Below are 17,452 nucleotides of genomic sequence, written 5' to 3'. Positions count from 1 at the left end.
AGTTGCACAGGGTGACGCATTTGGTCACTTAGCGTTGCGAATAGGTAACCGTGCCATAACGGCGATCCAGGGCCCGCGCCCGACACGCCGGGCAACTCGGCAAGGTTGTGGCAGGCTGCACCCGGGCAGGCCACACTCGACTAGCGGAAGCAGCGACGCACGTGACGTCGGCAGGCACCACCCGGGAGGTCCCCATGCCCGAACTGCGTGTCGTGGCCGTCTCGAATGACGGCACACGGCTGGTGCTGAAGGCTGCGGACAGCACGGAGTACACGCTTCCGATCGACGAACGGCTCCGCGCCGCCGTGCGCGGCGACCGTCCCCGCCTCGGCCAGATCGAGATCGAGGTGGAGAGCCACCTCCGCCCCCGCGACATCCAGGCCCGTATAAGGGCGGGCGCGACCGCGGAAGAGGTCGCGCAGATGGCCGGCATCCCCGTGGACCGCGTACGGCGCTTCGAGGGCCCCGTCCTCGCCGAGCGCGCCTTCATGGCGGAGCGCGCCCGCAAGACGCCGGTCCGCCGCCCAGGTGAGAACTCCGGCCCCCCGCTGGGCGAGGCCGTGCAGGAGCGGCTGCTGCTGCGCGGCGCCGACAAGGACACCGTGCAGTGGGACTCCTGGCGCCGCGACGACGGCACCTGGGAGGTCCTGCTGGTCTACCGGGTCGCGGGCGAGCCGCACTCGGCGAGCTGGACGTACGACCCGCCCCGGCGGCTCGTCCAGGCCGTCGACGACGAGGCACGCTCGCTGATCGGCGAGTCCGACGACCTCGCCGCGCCCGAGCCCAGCTTCCCGTTCGTGCCGCGCATCGCCCGGCTGCCGCGGGACCGCCCGCTGGACCGTCCGGCCGACCGCGAGCGGCCCAGTCTGCCGGCGCAGGCGTCCGAGCCGGCCGAGGAGTCCACGGCGGCCACCGCCTCCGGCGAGCGCGACTCGCTGACCAGTCTGCTGGAGGCCGTGCCGAGCTTCCGCGGCGACCTGGTGGTGCCCGAGCGCACCGAACCGGCCGCCGAGGAGCCGGAGTCCGAGCCCGAAGCGGAGGAGCCGCCGGCGCCGGCCGCGTCCGCGGGTGCCGCGTACGCGGATGTGCTGATGCCCCGTTCGGTGGGCGGCCACCGGGACCGTCTCGTCGGCTCGACCGACCGCCAGGCCGAGGCGGACGGCGTCCGCCCGGGCCGCCGCGCGGCGGTCCCGAGCTGGGACGAGATCGTGTTCGGGACGCGGCGCAAGAAGCAGGAGTAGGCCGGCTTGCCGGCCCGTAACCCTTGTCCCTGACGGGGGTGCCCCCTCCACCTCCCCGCAGGCAGGCCGCCCCCTTGTCGGCCCTGACGGGCCTCGTCCTCAAACGCCGGACGGGCTGGAACGAGCCCCTCCGGCGTTTGAGGAGCGGGGCGGGGAGGCGGAGCCCCGGCTCTTCAAGCCCTTCCGGCGCCCGAGAAGCGGAGTTCAGGGGCGCTGCCCCGCACCCCAGCCCCTCCGGCGCCTGAGAAGCGGGGCCCGAGGCTGAGCCCCGGGGCGGAATGTTCGGGTTCGCTACTGGGGATCCGGGCCCACCGCGACCGGTCGCGCCGGGTCCGAGGTCCACTCGGACCAGGAGCCGACGTAGAGAGCCGCCGGGATACCGGCGACCTCCAGCGCCAGTACCTCGTGCGCCGCCGACACGCCCGAGCCGCAGTACACCCCCACCGGAACGTCCCGCGTCGCACCCAGCTCGCCGAAGCGGGCGCGCAGTTCGGCGGCGGGCCGGAAGCGGCCGTCCGCGTCCACGTTGTCGGAGGTAGGGGCGGACAACGCGCCCGGGATGTGGCCGCCGACGGGGTCGATCGGCTCCACCTCGCCCCGGTACCGCTCCCCCGCACGGGCGTCCAGCAGCACCCCCGACCGCGCCAGCGCCGCCGCGCCGTCCGCGTCCAGCACAGCGCCCTCCGCCGGCTTCGGCACGAAGTCGCCCTCGGCCGGCACCGACGCCTCCGTTTCCGTCTCCGTTTCCAACGGGCCGTCCCAGGCGGACAGTCCGCCGTCCAGGACCCGTACGTCCGGGTGACCGGTCCACCGCAGCAGCCACCACGCGCGGGCCGCCGCCCACCCGATGCCTCCGTCGTACGCGACCACGGGCGTCCCGGCGGACACACCGGCCCGCCGCATCGCCGCGCCGAACACGTCGAGGTCCGGCAGCGGATGGCGTCCCCGCGGGCCCGGCGCGGACGCCAGCTCGCGGTCCAGGTCGACGAAGACGGCGCCGGGGATGTGGCCGGACGCGTACGCGGCCCGGCCGTCGAACGGCTGACCGCTCGCGGCGGCCGTGCTGAGCTGCCAGCGGACGTCGAGCAGGACCGGAGGACGCTCCGACCGCAGCGCGTCGGCGAGTTCGGATGCGGAGATGATGGCGTTCATGGTCACCATCCTCGCGCACGGGGTGGCCGACTCGTCCCGGTCCGGCTACTCTGCTCGGCCGGGCACATCCGGTCACCAGGCGTACGGGATCGGGCACATACGGTGTCGGCCGCGGTGCGGGAACGATCCGCCGGGCCGGGCACGGGACGGCCCCTTGCAGGGGCGAGCGGACACGGCCGACGTACGGGCGGCCGAGAAGAGAGTGACGATGACCGACGCACGGGGGAACGCCCGCCCGAACCGCGACGGGTCCGCCCGGCACACGCCAGGCACACCGTGCTGGGTGAGCCTGATGGCCCGCGGACTCGCCGCGACCGAGCAGTTCTACGGCGCGCTGTTCGGCTGGGAGTTCCGTCCCGGACCGCGGCCGCTGGGCCCGTACGTGCGTGCCGTGCTCGACGGGCACGCGGTGGCCGGGATCGGGGTGCTGCCCCCGGACCGGCGGCTGCCCGTGGCGTGGACGCCGTACTTCGCCTCGGACGACGTGGATCTGACGGCCGAGTCGGTGCGTTCCTGCGGCGGGACCGTGGGCGTGGGGCCGCTGGACGCCGACGACGCGGGGCGGCTGGCGCTCGCCTCGGACCCGAGCGGTGCGGTCTTCGGTATCTGGCAGGCGGCCGACGGTGCCGTCGCGGGCGTCACCGGCCGGCCCGGCACACCGGCCTGGAACGAACTGACCACCTTCGAGACCACGAACGTGGCCAAGTTCTACGAGACCGTGTTCGGTTACGACGAGGATCCGGTCGTATCCGCCGACCTGGACTACGTGACGCTGCGCCTGGACGGCCGCCCGGTGACCGGCGTCCACGGCGTCGGCAACGCTCTGCCCCGGGACCGGGGGCCGTACTGGACGACGTACTTCACGGTGGCGGACACCGACGACGCGGTGGACCAGGTGCTGCATCTCGGCGGCCAGGTGCTCGGCGGTCCCCGGGACACCGAGCACGGCCGGGTCGCCACGGTGGCGGACCCGGAGGGGGCGCGGTTCGCGCTGGTACGGAAGGCGGGGTGACGCCTCCCAGCGCGGCGCCTCCGGGCGGGGCGGCTCCGGGCGGGGCGGCTCCGGGCGGGCGCCTCTCAGCGGGGCGCCGTGAACCGGGCGTCGAGGCTGTAGCGGGACTGGACCGCCAGGGCCGCCGCCATGAGGAGGGCGGGCAGGAGCGTGAAGCCGAGCAGGATGGCCGTGTGCGCGCCACCCGTCTGGGTGACGTCCTCGTCGGCCCGCGCGGCCGCGTATCCGCCGAGGGCGAGGGCCGCCGAGTAGAGGTAAGGGCCGGCGGCCACGCCCGTCGCCTCCGTCGCGGTCCAGCTTCGAGGGCCGCCGGGTGCGCTTCACGGACGGGCGGGAGGACGAGGTGGACCATGTGCTGTGGTGCACCGGGTACCGGGCGACCGTGCCGTTCCTCGACCCCGCGCTGGTGCCGGATCCGGCCCGGCTGCCGCTGTACCGGCATGCGTTCCCGCTGGACGACGACGCCCTGTCCTTCGTGGGGCTGATGCAGTCGCCGGGGTCGGCGCTGCCGGTGGTGGAGGTGCAGAGCCGGCTGCTCGCCGCGTACGTGACCGGGCGGCTGAGCAGGCCGTCGCGGGACCGGATGCCGGCATCGGTCACCGCCGAAGCGCACGCGGCGCGGGAACGCTGGGGCGACAGGCGGCCGCACATGCGGATCGACGTGGACCAGTACCTGCGCCAGGTGGCGCGGGACCTGGAGGGCGTGCGGAGGGCGACGCCGCTCGCCGGGCGGCGGGTGATCGTGACGGGAGCGGCGGGGACGTTCGGGCGGGCGCTGGGTGAGCGCTTCACCGAACTCGGCGCCCGCGTCGTCGGATCGGACCTGCACGCCGACGCCTCGGCACCGGTGCCGGTGGTGGGCTGCGACCTGACCGACCCGGAGTCGGTGACCAAGGGCGTCGAGGAGGCGGTACGGCTGCTCGGCGGCGGCGTGGACGTGCTGGTGAACAACGCGGGCCGGGGCGGACCGGCGCCGGCGGAGCTGCGGCCGTCCACGGAGGTCCACGCGCAGCTCGCCCTCAACCTGCTGGGCGCCTGGGACGTGACGGCCGCCGCCCTCCCCCACCTCGAACGGGCGCGCGGCCGGGTGGTGTTCATCGCCTCACGGATGGCGGGTCCTGCCACTGCCGCTGGCCGCCGCGTACGGGGTGTCCAAGCGGGCCCTCGCCGCCTACGCGGACACGCTGCGGCTGGAGGCCGGCACGCACGTGGGCGTGACGACCGTCTACCCGAGCATGGTGCGCAGCACGATCCACGACAGTACCTGCGAGGCGGGCCTCTCCCTGGACGGGATGTCGCGGCCGGAACCGCTGGACGGCGTGGTGTCGGCGGTGGTCACCGCGGTGACCGCGCGCCGGGGCCCGCGCGACGTGGCGACGACGCGGCGCGGCCGGGCGGAGATGGCCCTGGCCCGCCACGCCCCGTCCCTGGCCGACCGCGTCGTTCGCCGCACGGTCGCGGCGCGGGTGACGGCGGGCGCCTTCGCGAAAACCCGCTGGCGGAGGGGTTGCGGCGGCGGCACGGGCGGGCGGACTAGGAGGGCGCCGGCGGGGCCGCCTCCGCCCGGGAGTCGTACGCAGCGCGGGCGGCGTGAATGCCGTCCAGGTTGCCGAGGGACCACTCCAGCAACGGCGCGGTGGCCTCGCGCAGGGTCATGCCCATGGGCGTGAGCGCGTAACTGACGTGCGGCGGCATGACGTTGACGACTGTGCGGGTGAGGATGCCGTCGCGTTCCAGGCCGCGCAGGGTGACGGTGAGCATGCGCTGGCTGATGCCGGTGGTGGCGCGCTTGAGTTCGGTGAAGCGGCGCGGACCCTGGCTGAGGTTGCGGACGACGAGCAGGGACCACTTGTCGCCGACGATGCCGAGGACATCGCTGGTGCGGCACGGGTCCTGCCGGTGCGGCATCGACGACGGGCCGTCGGCTGCGGTCATGGTTACCTCCAGGGAACCGGGTCACCGGAATGTGCCTTATTGCCCCAGGTCGGGCGGGTGCACCACGATGAAAGGGCGGTTCCCGAAGCGTACCGAGGCACGGAAGGGAACCGCTTCTTTCCTCACGCCCCTTCTTGGAAGGCACCCCTGTGTCGACTTATCTTCTTGTCCATGGCGCCTGGCACGACGGCCGGTGCTGGGACCGGACGGCTCCGCTGCTGGAGGCCGCCGGCCACCGCGTGTTCCGCCCCTCGCTGACCGGCTACGGCGACAAGGCGCACCTGTTCGGCCCCGAGGTGGGCCTGGACACCCACGTCGAGGACGTCGTCCGGCTGATCAAGGACGAGGACCTGACCGACGTCGTCCTCGTCGGCCACAGCTACGCGGGCCTGGTGATCTCGTCGGCGGCGAACGAGGTCCCGGAGCGGATCGCGCACCTGGTGTATCTGGACGCGATGGTGCCGGAGCACGGCGAGACCGCGGTCGACGCGCAGCCGGTGACCCAGCGGCTGATCGACGCCGCCGCGTCCACGGACACCCCGTGGCGCATCCCGCCCCTGCCGGAACTGCCGCCGCCCTTCGGTCTGTTCGGAGTGACCGACCCGGCGGACCAGGAGTGGTTGCGCGGCATGCTCTCCGACCACCCGGTGCTGTGCCTGCGACAGCCGGCCCGCCTGGACAACCCCGGGCTGCGTGAGGTCCCGCGCACGCACGTCCACTGCGTGGGCGCGGCCCCGGAGGGCATAGTGCGGCGCCCGGTGCCGGCGCTCCAGCCCAACGGGACGCCGTCGCGGGTACGCGAACTGCCCACCGGGCACGACTGCATGATCACGATGCCGGTCGAACTGAGCGAGTTGCTGCTCGAAGCGTCGGGCTGAGTCGCCCTCGCCGCGCCCTCAGCCCGACGACACCGGCAGCACGTCCGGTGCCAGCGCCGCCGCCCGCGCCGTCGCCGCCGTCATCCGGCGTCGGTGATGGCGCCGGCACAGCACCTCGTAGCCGATCTCGTCCGTGGAGCCGGTCACGTCGCCGACGACGACCTGGGCGCCCTCGACGACCATGACGCCGCCGACCGTGCGGGCGTTGTGCGTGGCGCGGGCGCCGCACCAGCACAGGGCCTCGACCTGGAGCACCTCGACACGGTCGGCGAGTTCGACCAGGCGCTGGGAGCCGGGGAACAGCTTGGAGCGGAAGTCGGTGGTGATGCCGAAGGCATAGACGTCCAGGTCCAGGTCGTCCACCACGCGCGCGAGCTGGTCTATCTGCTCGGGCGCCAGGAACTGCGCCTCGTCGGCGATCACATAGTCCGCGCGCCGGCCCTGCGAGAGGTGGTCGACGAGGTGGGCGTACAGGTCGGCGCCGTCCTCCACCTCCACCGCGTCCGTGACCAGGCCCAGGCGGGAGGAGAGCTTGCCCTGGCCGGCCCGGTCGTTACGGGTGAAGATCATGCCGACCAGGCCGCGCGCCGACCGGTTGTGCTCGATCTGCAGAGCGAGGGTCGACTTCCCGCAGTCCATCGTTCCGCAGAAGAACACCAGCTCGGACATCAGGGGTCGGCAACCTTTCGGCAGGAGTCAGGGAGGGCGGAGCGCGTCAGGAGCGTACTTCGAGCAGGGGTACCAGCTGCTCGGCAGGGGTCATGGAACCGTGGTTGCCCACCATCGCCGACTCCCTGGGCTCCCGCTCGGATGCGATGAGCAGGACGTCGTCCCGCGCGGCGGCGATCACGTCGCCGAGCCGGTGGTACACCCGCTCGTCGACCTCCGGCCCGAACCAGCCCGCGGCGATCGCCTCGTCGCGGGAGGCGACCCAGAACTGCTCGCCGAGCACCTCGCGCCAGCACGCCAGCACGTCGCCCGCGGCGCCCGGCACCGCGTACACATGGCGGGCCCGGCCCTCGCCGCCGAGCAGGGCGACGCCCGCCTTCAGCTCCCAGTCCTCGTCGAAGTCGATGCGGTGCGTCTCGTCGAAGGGGATGTCGACCATGCCGTGGTCGGCGGTGACGTAGAGGGCGCTGCGCGGCGGGAGCTGCTCGGCGAGGCGCTGCACCAGGCGGTCGACGTACATGAGCTGGCCGCGCCAGGTGTCGGAGTCGACGCCGAAGCGGTGGCCGGCGCCGTCGACCTCGGCGTAGTACGTGTAGACCAGGGCGCGGTCGGCGGCGGCCAGTTGCTCGGCGGCGGCGTCCATGCGGTCCTCGCCGGACAGCCGCCCCTGGAAGGTGCCGCCGCTCAGCGCGACCTTCGTCAGCGGGGTGTTGGCGAAGGTCGGGGAGGACACCTGCGCGGCGTGCACGCCCGCGCGGTGCGCCAGCTCGAACACCGTCGGGTACGGCTGCCAGGCGCCCGGCGGGGTCCAGGGCTGCCAGCGCAGCTGGTTCATCAGCTCGCCGGTGTCCGGGTCGCGCACGGTGTAACCGGGCAGGCCGTGGGCGCCCGGGGGCAGGCCGGTGCCGACGGAGGCGAGGGAGGTCGCGGTGGTCGCCGGATAGCCGGCGGTGATCGGGCGTCCGGTGCCGCCGCGCGAGGCGGACAGCAGGGACGTCAGGAACGGCGCCTCCTCCGGGTGGGCCTTGAGCTGCTCCCAGCCGAGGCCGTCGATGAGGAAGACGCAGTTGCGGTCGGCGGGGGTGAGCTCGCCGATGCCCGCGGTCATGCCGGGGACGCCGAGTCCGGCGGCGAGGGTGGGCAGCAGGTCGGCCAGGGAGCCGGTGCCGTAGGCCGGGACGGGCGCGGAGCCGACGGGGAGGGGCTCCGGGTGGGTGTCCCAGACGCCGGGCGTCAGGTGTCCGCGGTCGTGGGCGGCGGGCGGGGGGTGTGCCATCAGCGCAGGTCCGCGGTCGCCTCGGAGAGGGCCTGGGCGAAGGCGAGCGCCTGGCGCACGGTCTCCGGGCCGTCGCCTGCCTCGCTGACGCGCAGGCTCAGGTCGTCGGCAGTGGAGCTGCCCGTGTAGCCGTGGTCGGCCTCGCAGTCGGGGTCGCCGCAGGCGGCCGGCTCCAGGTCGATGCGGGAGACCGCGCCCCAGCCGATGGTGAGCACGATCTCGCGGGGCAGCGTGCCCGGCGTGTACGACTCCGGGTTGGCGACCACGCGGCTGACCACGATCGACGAGATCCGGCCGAGCTTGACCGACTCGGTGGACGTGGTGGCGTAGGGGGTCGGGGACGTGGTGTCCGCGGCCTGCTCGTCGGTGTGGCTGACGATGAAGCGGTTGGCGGTGAGGACGAGCACGGTCACGTGCCGCCGCACCTCGTTCTGGTCGAACGTCGTCTCCTGGTGGACCAGATACGACCGCATGGGCTCGCCGCCCACGGCGGCCTCCACCGCCTCGGCCACGAGGGCCGGGTAGTAGCCGCTGCGCTCGATCGCCGCCCGCAGCCCCTGGGTCGTCGTACTGGTCTTGGCCATGTGGCCCATCCTACGGGTGGGCACTGACTGCGAGGCACCGCTCGCCCCGGGTCAGTACGCGGGGAGTGTCCGGGGCCCGTGGTCGTCGCGGGCGGGCGGCGGCGCGAGACGTACGGAGGCGCCGAGGACGCTGATGCCGTGCGGGGCGACGACGACCGGCTCCAGGGTGACCGCGACGACCTCCGGGTGGTCGTGGACCAGGCGCGACACCCGCAGCATCAGTTCCTCCAGCGCGGGGGTGTCGACGGGCGCCGAGCCGCGCCAGCCGAACAGCAGCGGGGCCGTGCGGATCGACCGGACCAGCGAGGTGGCGTCCCGGTCGGTGACCGGGATCAGGCGGTGCGCCATGTCGCCGAGCAGCTGGGAGGCGGCCCCGGCGAGCCCGAAGGACAGCACGGCTCCGGCCGCGGGGTCGATGACCGCGCGGACCACCGTGTCCACCCCGCGGGGGGCCATGCGCTGCACCACGGGGCGCAGCTCCTCCGGGCTGCCGAACAGCTCGGTGAGCTCGGCGTACGCCCGGCGCAGCTGCTCCTCGTCGGCGAGGTCGAGGCGGACGCCGCCCAGGTCGGCGCGGTGCCTGAGGTGCGGGGCGGTCGCCTTCAGGGCGACCGGGTGGCCGAGGGTGCGGGCGGCCTCGGCGGCGGCGTCCGGGGTGGGCGCGGGCAGCGCGCGGTGGACGTGGACACCGTAGGCGGCGAGCAGTTCGCAGGTGGCCTCGGTGGTGAGGGTGAGGCCTTGGCCGCGGGCGAGCATCCCTTCGATGAGTGCGGCGGCGCCCCGCTCGTCGATGTCCTCGTACTCGGGCACCTTGCCGGGGTCGGCCGCGTCCCGCCGCCACTGCCCGTACGCCACGGCCTGCGCGAGAGCCCGGACCGCGCGCTCGGCGGCGGGGTAGGCGGGGAGGGGGTGGGTGCCCTCGGGAGGTGGTGCGGGAGCGGGCGCGCCTTCGTCGTCCGCCGGGGCGCCCTCGTCCGCCGCCGCGCGGGGTTTCACGCGCTCCCCTGTGTGGGGGGTCGGGTCGGGGCCGGAGGCGGCGCCCGGCTGGGGCGCCGTGCTCGTCGCGGCGGACAGGGCCTCCGCGAGGCCGCCCAGCTCGACGTGGACCACGAGGACCGGCTTGGTCGGCTGCTCGGCGGCGGCCGAACGCAGCGCCTCCGCCAGTGCCGCGTCACCGACCGAGCCCTCGCCCACCGAGGGGATGGCGGTGACGACGACGGCGTCGGAGGAGTCGTCGGCCAGGGCGCGGGAGAGCGCCGCGTGGAAGTCCGCCGCGGAGGCGGCGGTGGTGAGGTCCTGCGGCGGGTGCGGGCGCAGCCCTTCGGCGAGGCAGGCGTCGTAGGTGAGCAGGCCCAGGGACTCGGAGTTGCCGAGGATCGCCACCCGGGGTCCGGCGGGGAGGGGCTGGCGGGCGAGCAGCAGGCCGGCGTCGACCAGGTCGGTGATGGTGTCCACACGGATCACACCGGCCTGGCGCAGCAGGGCGGAGACCGTGGCGTGCGGCAGCTGGGTCGCGCGGACGGCGTGCCCGCGCGGTCCCGACCCGTGGCGCGCGCCCTGCACCACGACCAGCGGCTTGGCGGCGGCGGTGCGGCGGGCGAGGCGGGTGAACTTGCGGGGGTTGCCGATGGACTCCAGGTACATCAGGGCGACGTCGGTGTCGGCGTCCTCGTACCAGTACTGCAGGACGTCGTTGCCGGAGACGTCGGCGCGGTTGCCGGAGGAGACGAACGTGGACAGGCCGGTGACGCCGGTGACGCCGCCGCCGCGCCGGTGCAGGCGGGACAGCAGCGCGACGCCGATGGCGCCGGACTGGGCGAACAGGCCGATGCGTCCCGCGCGGGGCATGTCGGGGGCGAGCGAGGCGTTCAGCCGCACCTCGGGCGAGGTGTTGATGACGCCGAACGAGTTCGGTCCGATGATCCGCATGCCGTAGCTGCGGGCCTGCCCGACGAGGGCGCGCTGGCGCTCCCTGCCGTCGGGACCCGACTCGGCGTAGCCGGCGGAGACCACGACGAGGCCCTGGACGTCGTGCTCACCGCAGTCGGCGACGACCTCGGGGACCCGTTCTGCGGGCACCGCGACGACCGCCACGTCCACGGGCCCGTCGATGTCGCGTACGGAGCGGAAGGCGGGGACGCCGTCGAGCTCCTTCTGTCCTTCCGGGAGTGCCCCGTTGACGGCGTAGAGGCGGCCGGTGAAGCCGCCGTCGCGGATGTTGCCGAGGATGCTGCGTCCGACGCCGCCGGGGGCGCGGCCGGTGCCGATGACGGCGACCGCGCCGGGGGCGAGGAGCCGCTGCACGGAGCGGGCCTCCGCGCGCTGCTCGCGCGCGTACTGCACGGCCAGGGAGCGGTCGGTGGGTTCGAGGCCGAACTCCAGGCGGACGACGCCGTCCTCGAAGCTCCGCTTCTGGGTGTACCCGGCGTCGGTGAACACCTTGATCATCTTGGTGTTGGCGGGCAGCACCTCGGCGGCGAACCGGCGGATGCCGCGCTCCCGCGCGACCGCGGCGATGTGCTCCAGGAGGGCGGAGGCGACGCCCCGGCCCTGGTGGGCGTCCTGCACCAGGAAGGCGACCTCGGCCTCGTCGGCCTCCGCGCCGGTGGCGGGCCGCCCGCCGGCGCCGATGCGGTCGTAGCGCACGGTGCCGATGAACTCGTCCCCGACGGTCGCCGCGAGCCCGACCCGGTCCACGAAGTCGTGGTGGGTGAAGCGGTGCACGTCCTTGGCGGACAGCCGCGGGTAGGGCGCGAAGAACCGGTAGTACTTCGACTCGTCGGACACCTGCTCGTAGAAGCTGACCAGGCGCTCCGCGTCGTCGGCGGTGATGGGGCGGATGCGCGCGGTGCCGCCGTCGCGCAGCACCACGTCGGCCTCCCAGTGGGCGGGGTACTCGTGGCGGTCCGACGAGGTCTGCATGGGCCCCAGAGTACGGCTCGCTTTCGGCGGCGGCGCGAGGCAGTCTGTGGTGGACGACCGCCGGGCCGAGGCCGCGGCCCGGCGGTCGGGGGGCCGTCCCGGACGCCGCTCCGGGCACGCGCGCCACGATATGGAAGACTGGTCTAGACAACCCTGAACTGCGAAGGGCAGCAACACATGGCTGAGCGCCGCGTCAACGTCGGCTGGGCCGAGGGTCTCCACGCCCGCCCCGCCTCCATCTTCGTCCGAGCCGCCACGGCCGCAGGCGTCCCGGTGACGATCGCCAAGGCCGGGGGCACCCCCGTCAACGCGGCCTCGATGCTGGCCGTCCTGGGCCTGGGCGCCCAGGGCGGTGAGGAGATCGTCCTCGCCTCCGACGCCGAGGGCGCGGACGCCGCCCTCGACCGTCTGGCGAAGCTGGTCGCCGAGGGCCTCGAAGAACTCCCCGAGACCGTCTGAACCGCAATTCCGCACGCGACGGCCGTGCGGCACGGAAAGGCCCGCCCGGATCACCGGGCGGGCCTTTCCCTTTCCCATTTACGGGCAGCAGAAATAGCCCCCGCCATTTACGCCCTCTTTGTATACGGGACTCGTGTTAATGGCGCAGGCTCGGCATGTTTACGGGATGTTGCGAGTTCCTCACACGGTCCGTGCGGACGGCTCGGTCGGCGCCGGAGCCGAACCGCAGCCGGTGTCCGGCGTTCGCCTGCTCGGTGTGCAGCGCCGTGAGCGACCGCGCCCGCTCGCCGTCGCCGCGCGCCACGGCGTCCGCTATCGCGCCGTGCTCCGCCCAGTACGCGACCGGGTCGGGCGGCCCGTCGACCGCGTACATCCAGGCGATCTTGTGCCTGAGCTGGGTCAGCATCGACGTCAGGGCCGGGCTGCCGGAGGCCTGGGCGAGCGTCTCGTGGAACCAGCCGCCCAGTGAGCGCAGGTCGTCGCTGTTGCCCTGACGTGCGCGTTCCTGCCCCAGCCTGACCAGGCCGCGCAGCACCTTGAGATGGGCGTCGGTGCGCCGCTGGGCCGCCCGGGAGGCACCCAGGGGCTCCAGGAGCTGGCGCATCTCCAGCAGGTCGGCGGCCTCCTGCTCGGTGGGCTCGGCCACGCACGCGCCCGCGTGCCGCCGGGTCACCACGAACCCCTCGGCCTCCAGGGTGCGCAGCGCCTCACGGACGGGGACGCGGGAGACTCCGTAACGGCGGGCGAGCAGTTCCTCGGTGAGCCGGCCCCCGCGCTCGTAGACACCGGCGACGATGTCGTCCCGGATCGCCGTGCACACCGAGTGCGCGGGAATACGCATGACCGACCTCCGGCTTAATCCCCGTGAAACGCCGACGATTGACGTCCGTTCGTGACTCTATTGCAATCGACGACAATTTCCGACGGCGGACCGGAATCCATACATAATTTTTGGACAGGCGGCGCCCGCGCGGAAGGGTTCGAAAACGGCGAAAGCCCCGGCTCGTGGGAGCCGGGGCCGTGGAGGCGGGAGGGTGCGCCTCAGATGTTCACGCCGTGCGACCGGAGGTAGGAGACCGGGTCGAGGTCGGAGCCGTACTCGGCGGACATGCGCGCCTCGAAGTGCAGGTGGGCGCCGGTGACGTTGCCCGTGGCGCCGGACAGGCCGATCTGCTGGCCGGCGGTGACCTCCTGCCCCGCCGACACGGAGACGGACGACAGGTGCGCGTACTGGGTGTACGTGCCGTCGTGCATCTTGATGACGACCTGGTTGCCGTACGCGCCGCCCCAGCCGGCCTCGACGACCGTGCCGACGCCGACCGACTGGACGGGGGTGCCGCTCGCGGCGTGGAAGTCGATCCCGGTGTGGCTGCCGGACGACCAGATGGCGCCGCCGCTCTGATAGGCCGTCGAGACGTACGAGCCGGGGATCGGTGAGACGAAGGTGTTGAGGCGCTTGCGCTCCGCCTCACGCGCGGCGCGCTCCTTCTCGGCGCGGGCCTTCTCGGCCTCCTCGACCGCGCGTTCGCGGGCCGCCTCCTCGGCGGCCTTGCGCGCGGCCTCCTGGGCCGCCACGCGGGCGGCCTCGTGCTGGGCGGCGGCCTGGGCGTCGACGCGGTCGGCGACCACGTCGCCGAGGGTGACGACGGGGGTGAGGCCGGTCTGTGCCGCGGCCGGTTCGGCGGCGAGCGCGGGGGCCGCGAGGGAGCCGACGACGCCGGTGCCCGCGAGGGCCGCGACGCCCGCGACGCGGGCGGTGCCGCGCTGGACGCGGCTGGGACGACGGTGCTTCCCGGTGGCGCGGGTGAACGCCATGTACAGGCTGGTCCTTTCCTTCCCTCTCGCCTACCGGGTTAGCTGACGGGTTCGGAGCAGGAAGGTCTCCTACGGACCCCCTCGCGACACGCGCGGGCGTCCGATTCACCCCAGGGACTTCGTGTGGGTCCCCGGCTCCCCTGGCTCGCGCCGTACGGGGACTCGGCGATGACTGTCCGGTGCCGCGGATGCGGCGCACTGCCCGACGAACAGCCCGGACGAAACTAAGCGGGTCATCTCACAATCCTCAAACGAATCCCGGGTTTTGTAGCGCATCCCACAGGGCAGACAGGCAACCTCCGCCCCAATTCGGGCATAAGGGAGCCCCGGTGACGTTCCCGCCACCGGGGCCCTTCGCGTGCGCGTGTGCCGCTGCGGCCTACTCGGCCGTGACGACGGTGACTTCGCCGATCCCGAGCGCCTCCACGGGCGCCTTGATCTGCGCGGCGTCGCCGACGAGCACGGTCACCAGACGGTCCACCGGGAAGGCGTTCACGACGGCCGCCGTGGCCTCCACGGTGCCGGTCGCGGCCAACTGCCGGTACAGGTCGGCCTGGTAGTGGTCCGGCAGATGCTGCTCGACCTGGTCGGCCAGCGTGCTCGCGACGGCCGCGGCCGTCTCGTACTTGAGCGGCGCCACGCCCACCAGGTTCTGCACGGCGACGTCACGCTCCTCGTCGGTGAGGCCCTCGGCGGCCAGCGTGCGCAGCACGGTCCACAGGTCGTCCAGCGCGGGCCCGGTGTTGGGGGTGTCGACCGAGCCGCTGACGGCCAGCATCGACGCGCCCGTGCCGTCGGGGGCCGAGCGCAGCACCTGGCCGAACGCCCGTACGCCGTAGGTGTAGCCCTTCTCCTCGCGCAGGACGCGGTCCAGACGGGAGGTCAGGGTGCCGCCGAGGCAGTACGTGCCGAGCACCTGCGCGGGCCACACGCGGTCATGGCGGTCCGGGCCGGTACGGCCGATCAGCAGCTGCGTCTGCACGGCGCCGGGACGGTCCACGATGACGACGCGGCCGGTGTCGTCCGCGACCACGGGCGGGACGGGCCGCGGCTGCGCCTGGGAACCCGTCCAGGCGCCCAGGGTGTCGGCGAGCAGCGCGTCCAGGTCGACGCCGGTGAGGTCGCCCACCACCACGGCGGTCGCCGTGGCCGGGCGGACGTGCTTCTCGTAGAACCCGCGCACGGCCGCGGAGTCGATGCGCGCGACGGTCTCCTCGGTGCCCTGACGCGGGCGGGACATGCGCGCGCTCGCCGGGAACAGCTCCTTGGCGAGCTCCTTCGCGGCGCGGCGGGACGGGTTCGCCAGCTCGTGCGGGATCTCGTCGAGGCGGTTGCGGACCAGCCGCTCGATCTCGCTGTCGGCGAAGGCGGGCGCGCGCAGGGCGTCGGCCACCAGTCCGAGCCCCTTGGCGAGCCGCGAGGCGGGCACCTCCAGGCTGAGGCGGACGCCGGGGTGGTCGGCGTGCGCGTCGAGGGTGGCGCCGCAGCGCTCCAGCTCGGCGGCGAACTCCTCGGCGGAGTGCTTGTCGGTGCCCTCGGAGAAGGCGCGCGCCATGATCGTGGCGACACCGTCCAGGTCCTCCGGCTCCGCGTCCAGGGGCGCGTCGAGGACCACCTCGACGGCGACGACCTGCTGGCCGGGGCGGTGGCAGCGCAGCACCGTCAGGCCGTTGTCGAGGGTGCCGCGCTCGGGGGCCGGGAAGGCCCAGGGCTTGGCCTCGCCCGCCTGCGGCCGGGGGTGGAACTCCATCGTGGCGAGCTCGGTCACTTCGCCGCCTCCTCGTTCTCGTCGGCGCCGGCTGCGGCGGCTTCCTCGGTCTCGTCGGCGGCGTCACCGGCCGCCTGGGCGACGGGCTCGTAGACGAGCACCGCGCGGTTGTCGGGCCGCAGGCGCGCCTTGGCGACCTCCTGCACCTCTTCGGCCGTCACCTCCAGGACCCGGCTCACGGCGGTCAGGGCGAGCTGCGGGTCGCCGAACAGCACCGCGTAGCGGCACAGTTCGTCGGCGCGGCCGGCGACCGTGCCGAGCCGGTCGAGCCACTCGCGCTCCAGCTGGGCCTGGGCGCGCTCCATCTCCTCGGCGGTGGGGCCCTCCTCGGCGAACCGGGCGAGCTCCTCGTCGATGGCGGCCTCGATCACCGGTACCTCGACGTCGCCGGACGTCTTGACGTCCAGCCAGCCCAGGGACGGCGCCCCGGCCAGCCGCAGCAGACCGAACCCGGCCGCGACGGCGGTGCGGTCCCGGCGCACCAGGCGGTTGTAGATCCGCGAGGACTCGCCGCCGCCGAGGATGGTGAGCGCCACGTCGGCCGCGTCGCTCGCGCGCGTGCCGTCCTCCGGGAGCCGGTAGGCGGCCATCAGCGCACGCGCCGGGACCTCCTCCTCGACGACCTCGCGCAGCTCCCCGCCCATGACGTCCGGCAGCGAGCCGTCACGCGGGGCGGGCTTGCCGTCGTGGGACGGGATGGAGCCGAAGTACTTCTCGATCCAGGCGAGCGTCTGCTCGGGGTCGATGTCGCCGACGACGGACAGCACCGCGTTGTTCGGCGCGTAGTACGTGCGGAAGAACTGGCGGGCGTCCTCCAGGGTCGCCGCGTCCAGGTCCGCCATCGACCCGATCGGGGTGTGGTGGTAGGGGTGGCCCTCCGGGTAGGCGAGGGCGGTCAGCTTCTCGAAGGCGGTGCCGTAGGGGACGTTGTCGTAGCGCTGACGGCGCTCGTTCTTCACGACGTCCCGCTGGTTCTCCATGGACTCCTCGTCCAGGGCGGTCAGCAGGGAGCCCATGCGGTCGGCCTCCAGCCAGAGGGCGAGCTCCAGCTGGTGGGCGGGCATGGTCTCGAAGTAGTTGGTCCGCTCGAAGCTGGTGGTGCCGTTGAGCGAGCCGCCGGCGCCCTGCACCAGTTCGAAGTGGCCGTTGCCCTTCACCTGGGCGGACCCCTGGAACATCAGGTGCTCGAAAAGGTGAGCCAGGCCGGTACGGCCCTTGACCTCGTGCCGTGAGCCCACGTCGTACCAGAGGCACACCGCCGCGACCGGGGTCAGGTGGTCCTCGGAGAGCACCACGCGCAGGCCGTTGGCCAGGCGGTGTTCGGTCGCTGTCAGGCCCCCGGAGCCTGCCTGGGCTGTGGCCGTGTGACCCATGGGCATGTACGTCCCTTCGATCGCGGAGGCGGTCGTCGTCGACACCGCCGTTTCTGCCGGTCCTGCCACTGTATGCAAGCGTGCGGACAGCCGGTGGAGTTCCCGGACCGGGCCGCTACGCCGAGAGCGAGAACCTGGTGAGGCGGGTGGTGCGGGCGGTGCGGGGGGTGAGGGAAGCGCACGGCGCGTGACGGGGGGTGTGCGCCGGGTCGCTCCCTGGGATGCGCCGTCGTGCGCCTCTGGGGACAGGGGTCGTGGGGGTGCGCCGGAGGGTGTCCTGCCGTACGCACGAGAGGGGCCACGCCGGTCGCGGGGCGGGCGCGCGGAGGGGTGGACGCCGTCCGCGGAGCGACCCCGCGCAGTGCGCG

Annotated in this window: 15 protein-coding genes, 1 pseudogene and 1 riboswitch; of the genes and pseudogenes, 5 read left to right on the top strand and 11 right to left on the bottom strand. The window is 73.9% G+C overall.

The genetic code is table 11. From position 1 onward, the window contains the following. Nucleotides 1–194: 194 nt before the first annotated feature. Nucleotides 195–1,241: a septation protein SepH gene (gene sepH / locus MTR79_RS08355; protein ID WP_086705220.1), complete on the top strand. Its 1,047-nt coding sequence runs from the start codon at nucleotides 195–197 to the stop codon at nucleotides 1,239–1,241. A gap of 291 nt (nucleotides 1,242–1,532) precedes the next feature. Here sepH and MTR79_RS08350 read toward each other — a convergent pair whose 3' ends face one another. Then, entirely contained in the window at nucleotides 1,533–2,393 is an 861-nt protein-coding gene (locus tag MTR79_RS08350; protein ID WP_189365619.1) for a sulfurtransferase, read from the bottom strand. A gap of 208 nt (nucleotides 2,394–2,601) precedes the next feature. Here MTR79_RS08350 and MTR79_RS08345 point away from each other — a divergent pair, with 208 nt between their 5' ends. Next, nucleotides 2,602–3,405, top strand: coding sequence for a VOC family protein (locus tag MTR79_RS08345; protein ID WP_086704944.1), 804 nt, complete (start codon nucleotides 2,602–2,604; stop codon nucleotides 3,403–3,405). A 65-nt stretch (nucleotides 3,406–3,470) separates the two neighbouring features. Here the strand turns inward: MTR79_RS08345 and MTR79_RS08340 are convergent. Next, nucleotides 3,471–3,689 (bottom strand): annotated as a pseudogene (locus MTR79_RS08340) (MFS transporter); the annotation flags it as partial. A gap of 29 nt (nucleotides 3,690–3,718) precedes the next feature. On the opposite strand from MTR79_RS08340, the gene MTR79_RS08335 reads away from it, so the two are divergent. After that, a complete protein-coding gene (locus tag MTR79_RS08335) occupies nucleotides 3,719–4,942 on the top strand; it encodes an SDR family oxidoreductase (RefSeq protein ID WP_244789645.1) in 1,224 nt (407 codons plus the stop codon). Here the strand turns inward: MTR79_RS08335 and MTR79_RS08330 are convergent. Next, entirely contained in the window at nucleotides 4,939–5,340 is a 402-nt protein-coding gene (locus tag MTR79_RS08330; protein ID WP_244789644.1) for a helix-turn-helix domain-containing protein, read from the bottom strand. The two genes, MTR79_RS08335 and MTR79_RS08330, sit on opposite strands and share 4 nt — an antisense overlap. A 149-nt stretch (nucleotides 5,341–5,489) precedes the next feature. Between MTR79_RS08330 and MTR79_RS08325 the strand changes: the two genes are divergently transcribed. Further along, nucleotides 5,490–6,218: an alpha/beta hydrolase family protein gene (locus MTR79_RS08325; protein ID WP_244789643.1), complete on the top strand. Its 729-nt coding sequence runs from the start codon at nucleotides 5,490–5,492 to the stop codon at nucleotides 6,216–6,218. An 18-nt stretch (nucleotides 6,219–6,236) separates the two neighbouring features. Here the strand turns inward: MTR79_RS08325 and MTR79_RS08320 are convergent, their stop codons facing one another. The 4 genes from MTR79_RS08320 to MTR79_RS08305 are packed head-to-tail and all read right to left on the bottom strand — an operon-like array spanning nucleotide 6,237 to nucleotide 11,669. Next, nucleotides 6,237–6,887, bottom strand: a complete 651-nt coding sequence (locus tag MTR79_RS08320) for a thymidine kinase (protein ID WP_086704941.1) — start codon at nucleotides 6,885–6,887, stop codon at nucleotides 6,237–6,239. Between the two features lie 46 nt (nucleotides 6,888–6,933). After that, nucleotides 6,934–8,163: a nucleotide pyrophosphatase/phosphodiesterase family protein gene (locus MTR79_RS08315; RefSeq protein WP_189365615.1), complete on the bottom strand. Its 1,230-nt coding sequence runs from the start codon at nucleotides 8,161–8,163 to the stop codon at nucleotides 6,934–6,936. Beyond that, entirely contained in the window at nucleotides 8,163–8,747 is a 585-nt protein-coding gene (locus MTR79_RS08310; protein WP_189365614.1) for a DUF5998 family protein, read from the bottom strand. The genes MTR79_RS08315 and MTR79_RS08310 overlap by 1 nt, the downstream gene beginning before the upstream one ends. Before the next feature lie 51 nt (nucleotides 8,748–8,798). Next, complete coding sequence (locus MTR79_RS08305) at nucleotides 8,799–11,669, bottom strand: bifunctional GNAT family N-acetyltransferase/acetate--CoA ligase family protein (RefSeq protein WP_244789642.1); 2,871 nt, start codon at nucleotides 11,667–11,669, stop codon at nucleotides 8,799–8,801. A gap of 177 nt (nucleotides 11,670–11,846) precedes the next feature. Here MTR79_RS08305 and MTR79_RS08300 point away from each other — a divergent pair, with 177 nt between their 5' ends. Then, a complete protein-coding gene (locus tag MTR79_RS08300; protein WP_006136411.1) occupies nucleotides 11,847–12,128 on the top strand; it encodes an HPr family phosphocarrier protein in 282 nt (93 codons plus the stop codon). Nucleotides 12,129–12,264: 136 nt separating this feature from the next. Here MTR79_RS08300 and MTR79_RS08295 read toward each other — a convergent pair whose 3' ends face one another. The 4 genes from MTR79_RS08295 to MTR79_RS08280 all read right to left on the bottom strand — a co-directional run bounded on the left by MTR79_RS08295 (nucleotide 12,265) and on the right by MTR79_RS08280 (nucleotide 17,084). Beyond that, the gene (locus MTR79_RS08295) at nucleotides 12,265–12,969 is read right to left on the bottom strand and encodes a GntR family transcriptional regulator (protein ID WP_086704917.1); all 705 of its coding nucleotides are present in this window, start codon (nucleotides 12,967–12,969) and stop codon (nucleotides 12,265–12,267) included. A 200-nt stretch (nucleotides 12,970–13,169) separates the two neighbouring features. Beyond that, entirely contained in the window at nucleotides 13,170–13,943 is a 774-nt protein-coding gene (locus MTR79_RS08290) for a M23 family metallopeptidase (RefSeq protein ID WP_048456221.1), read from the bottom strand. 12 nt (nucleotides 13,944–13,955) lie between these two features. Next, nucleotides 13,956–14,121: riboswitch (cyclic di-AMP (ydaO/yuaA leader) on the bottom strand. Nucleotides 14,122–14,322: 201 nt separating this feature from the next. Then, on the bottom strand, nucleotides 14,323–15,711 hold the full coding sequence (locus tag MTR79_RS08285; RefSeq protein WP_086704919.1) for a pitrilysin family protein: 1,389 nt from the start codon (nucleotides 15,709–15,711) through the stop codon (nucleotides 14,323–14,325). Continuing rightward, a complete protein-coding gene (locus tag MTR79_RS08280; RefSeq protein ID WP_244793089.1) occupies nucleotides 15,708–17,084 on the bottom strand; it encodes a pitrilysin family protein in 1,377 nt (458 codons plus the stop codon). The genes MTR79_RS08285 and MTR79_RS08280 overlap by 4 nt, the downstream gene beginning before the upstream one ends. Nucleotides 17,085–17,452 lie beyond the last annotated feature (368 nt).

The sequence above is a fragment of the Streptomyces sp. BJ20 genome, from assembly GCF_022869105.1.
Lineage (GTDB): Bacteria > Actinomycetota > Actinomycetes > Streptomycetales > Streptomycetaceae > Streptomyces > Streptomyces griseoincarnatus.
This window is presented reverse-complemented; position numbering and strand designations above follow the sequence as displayed.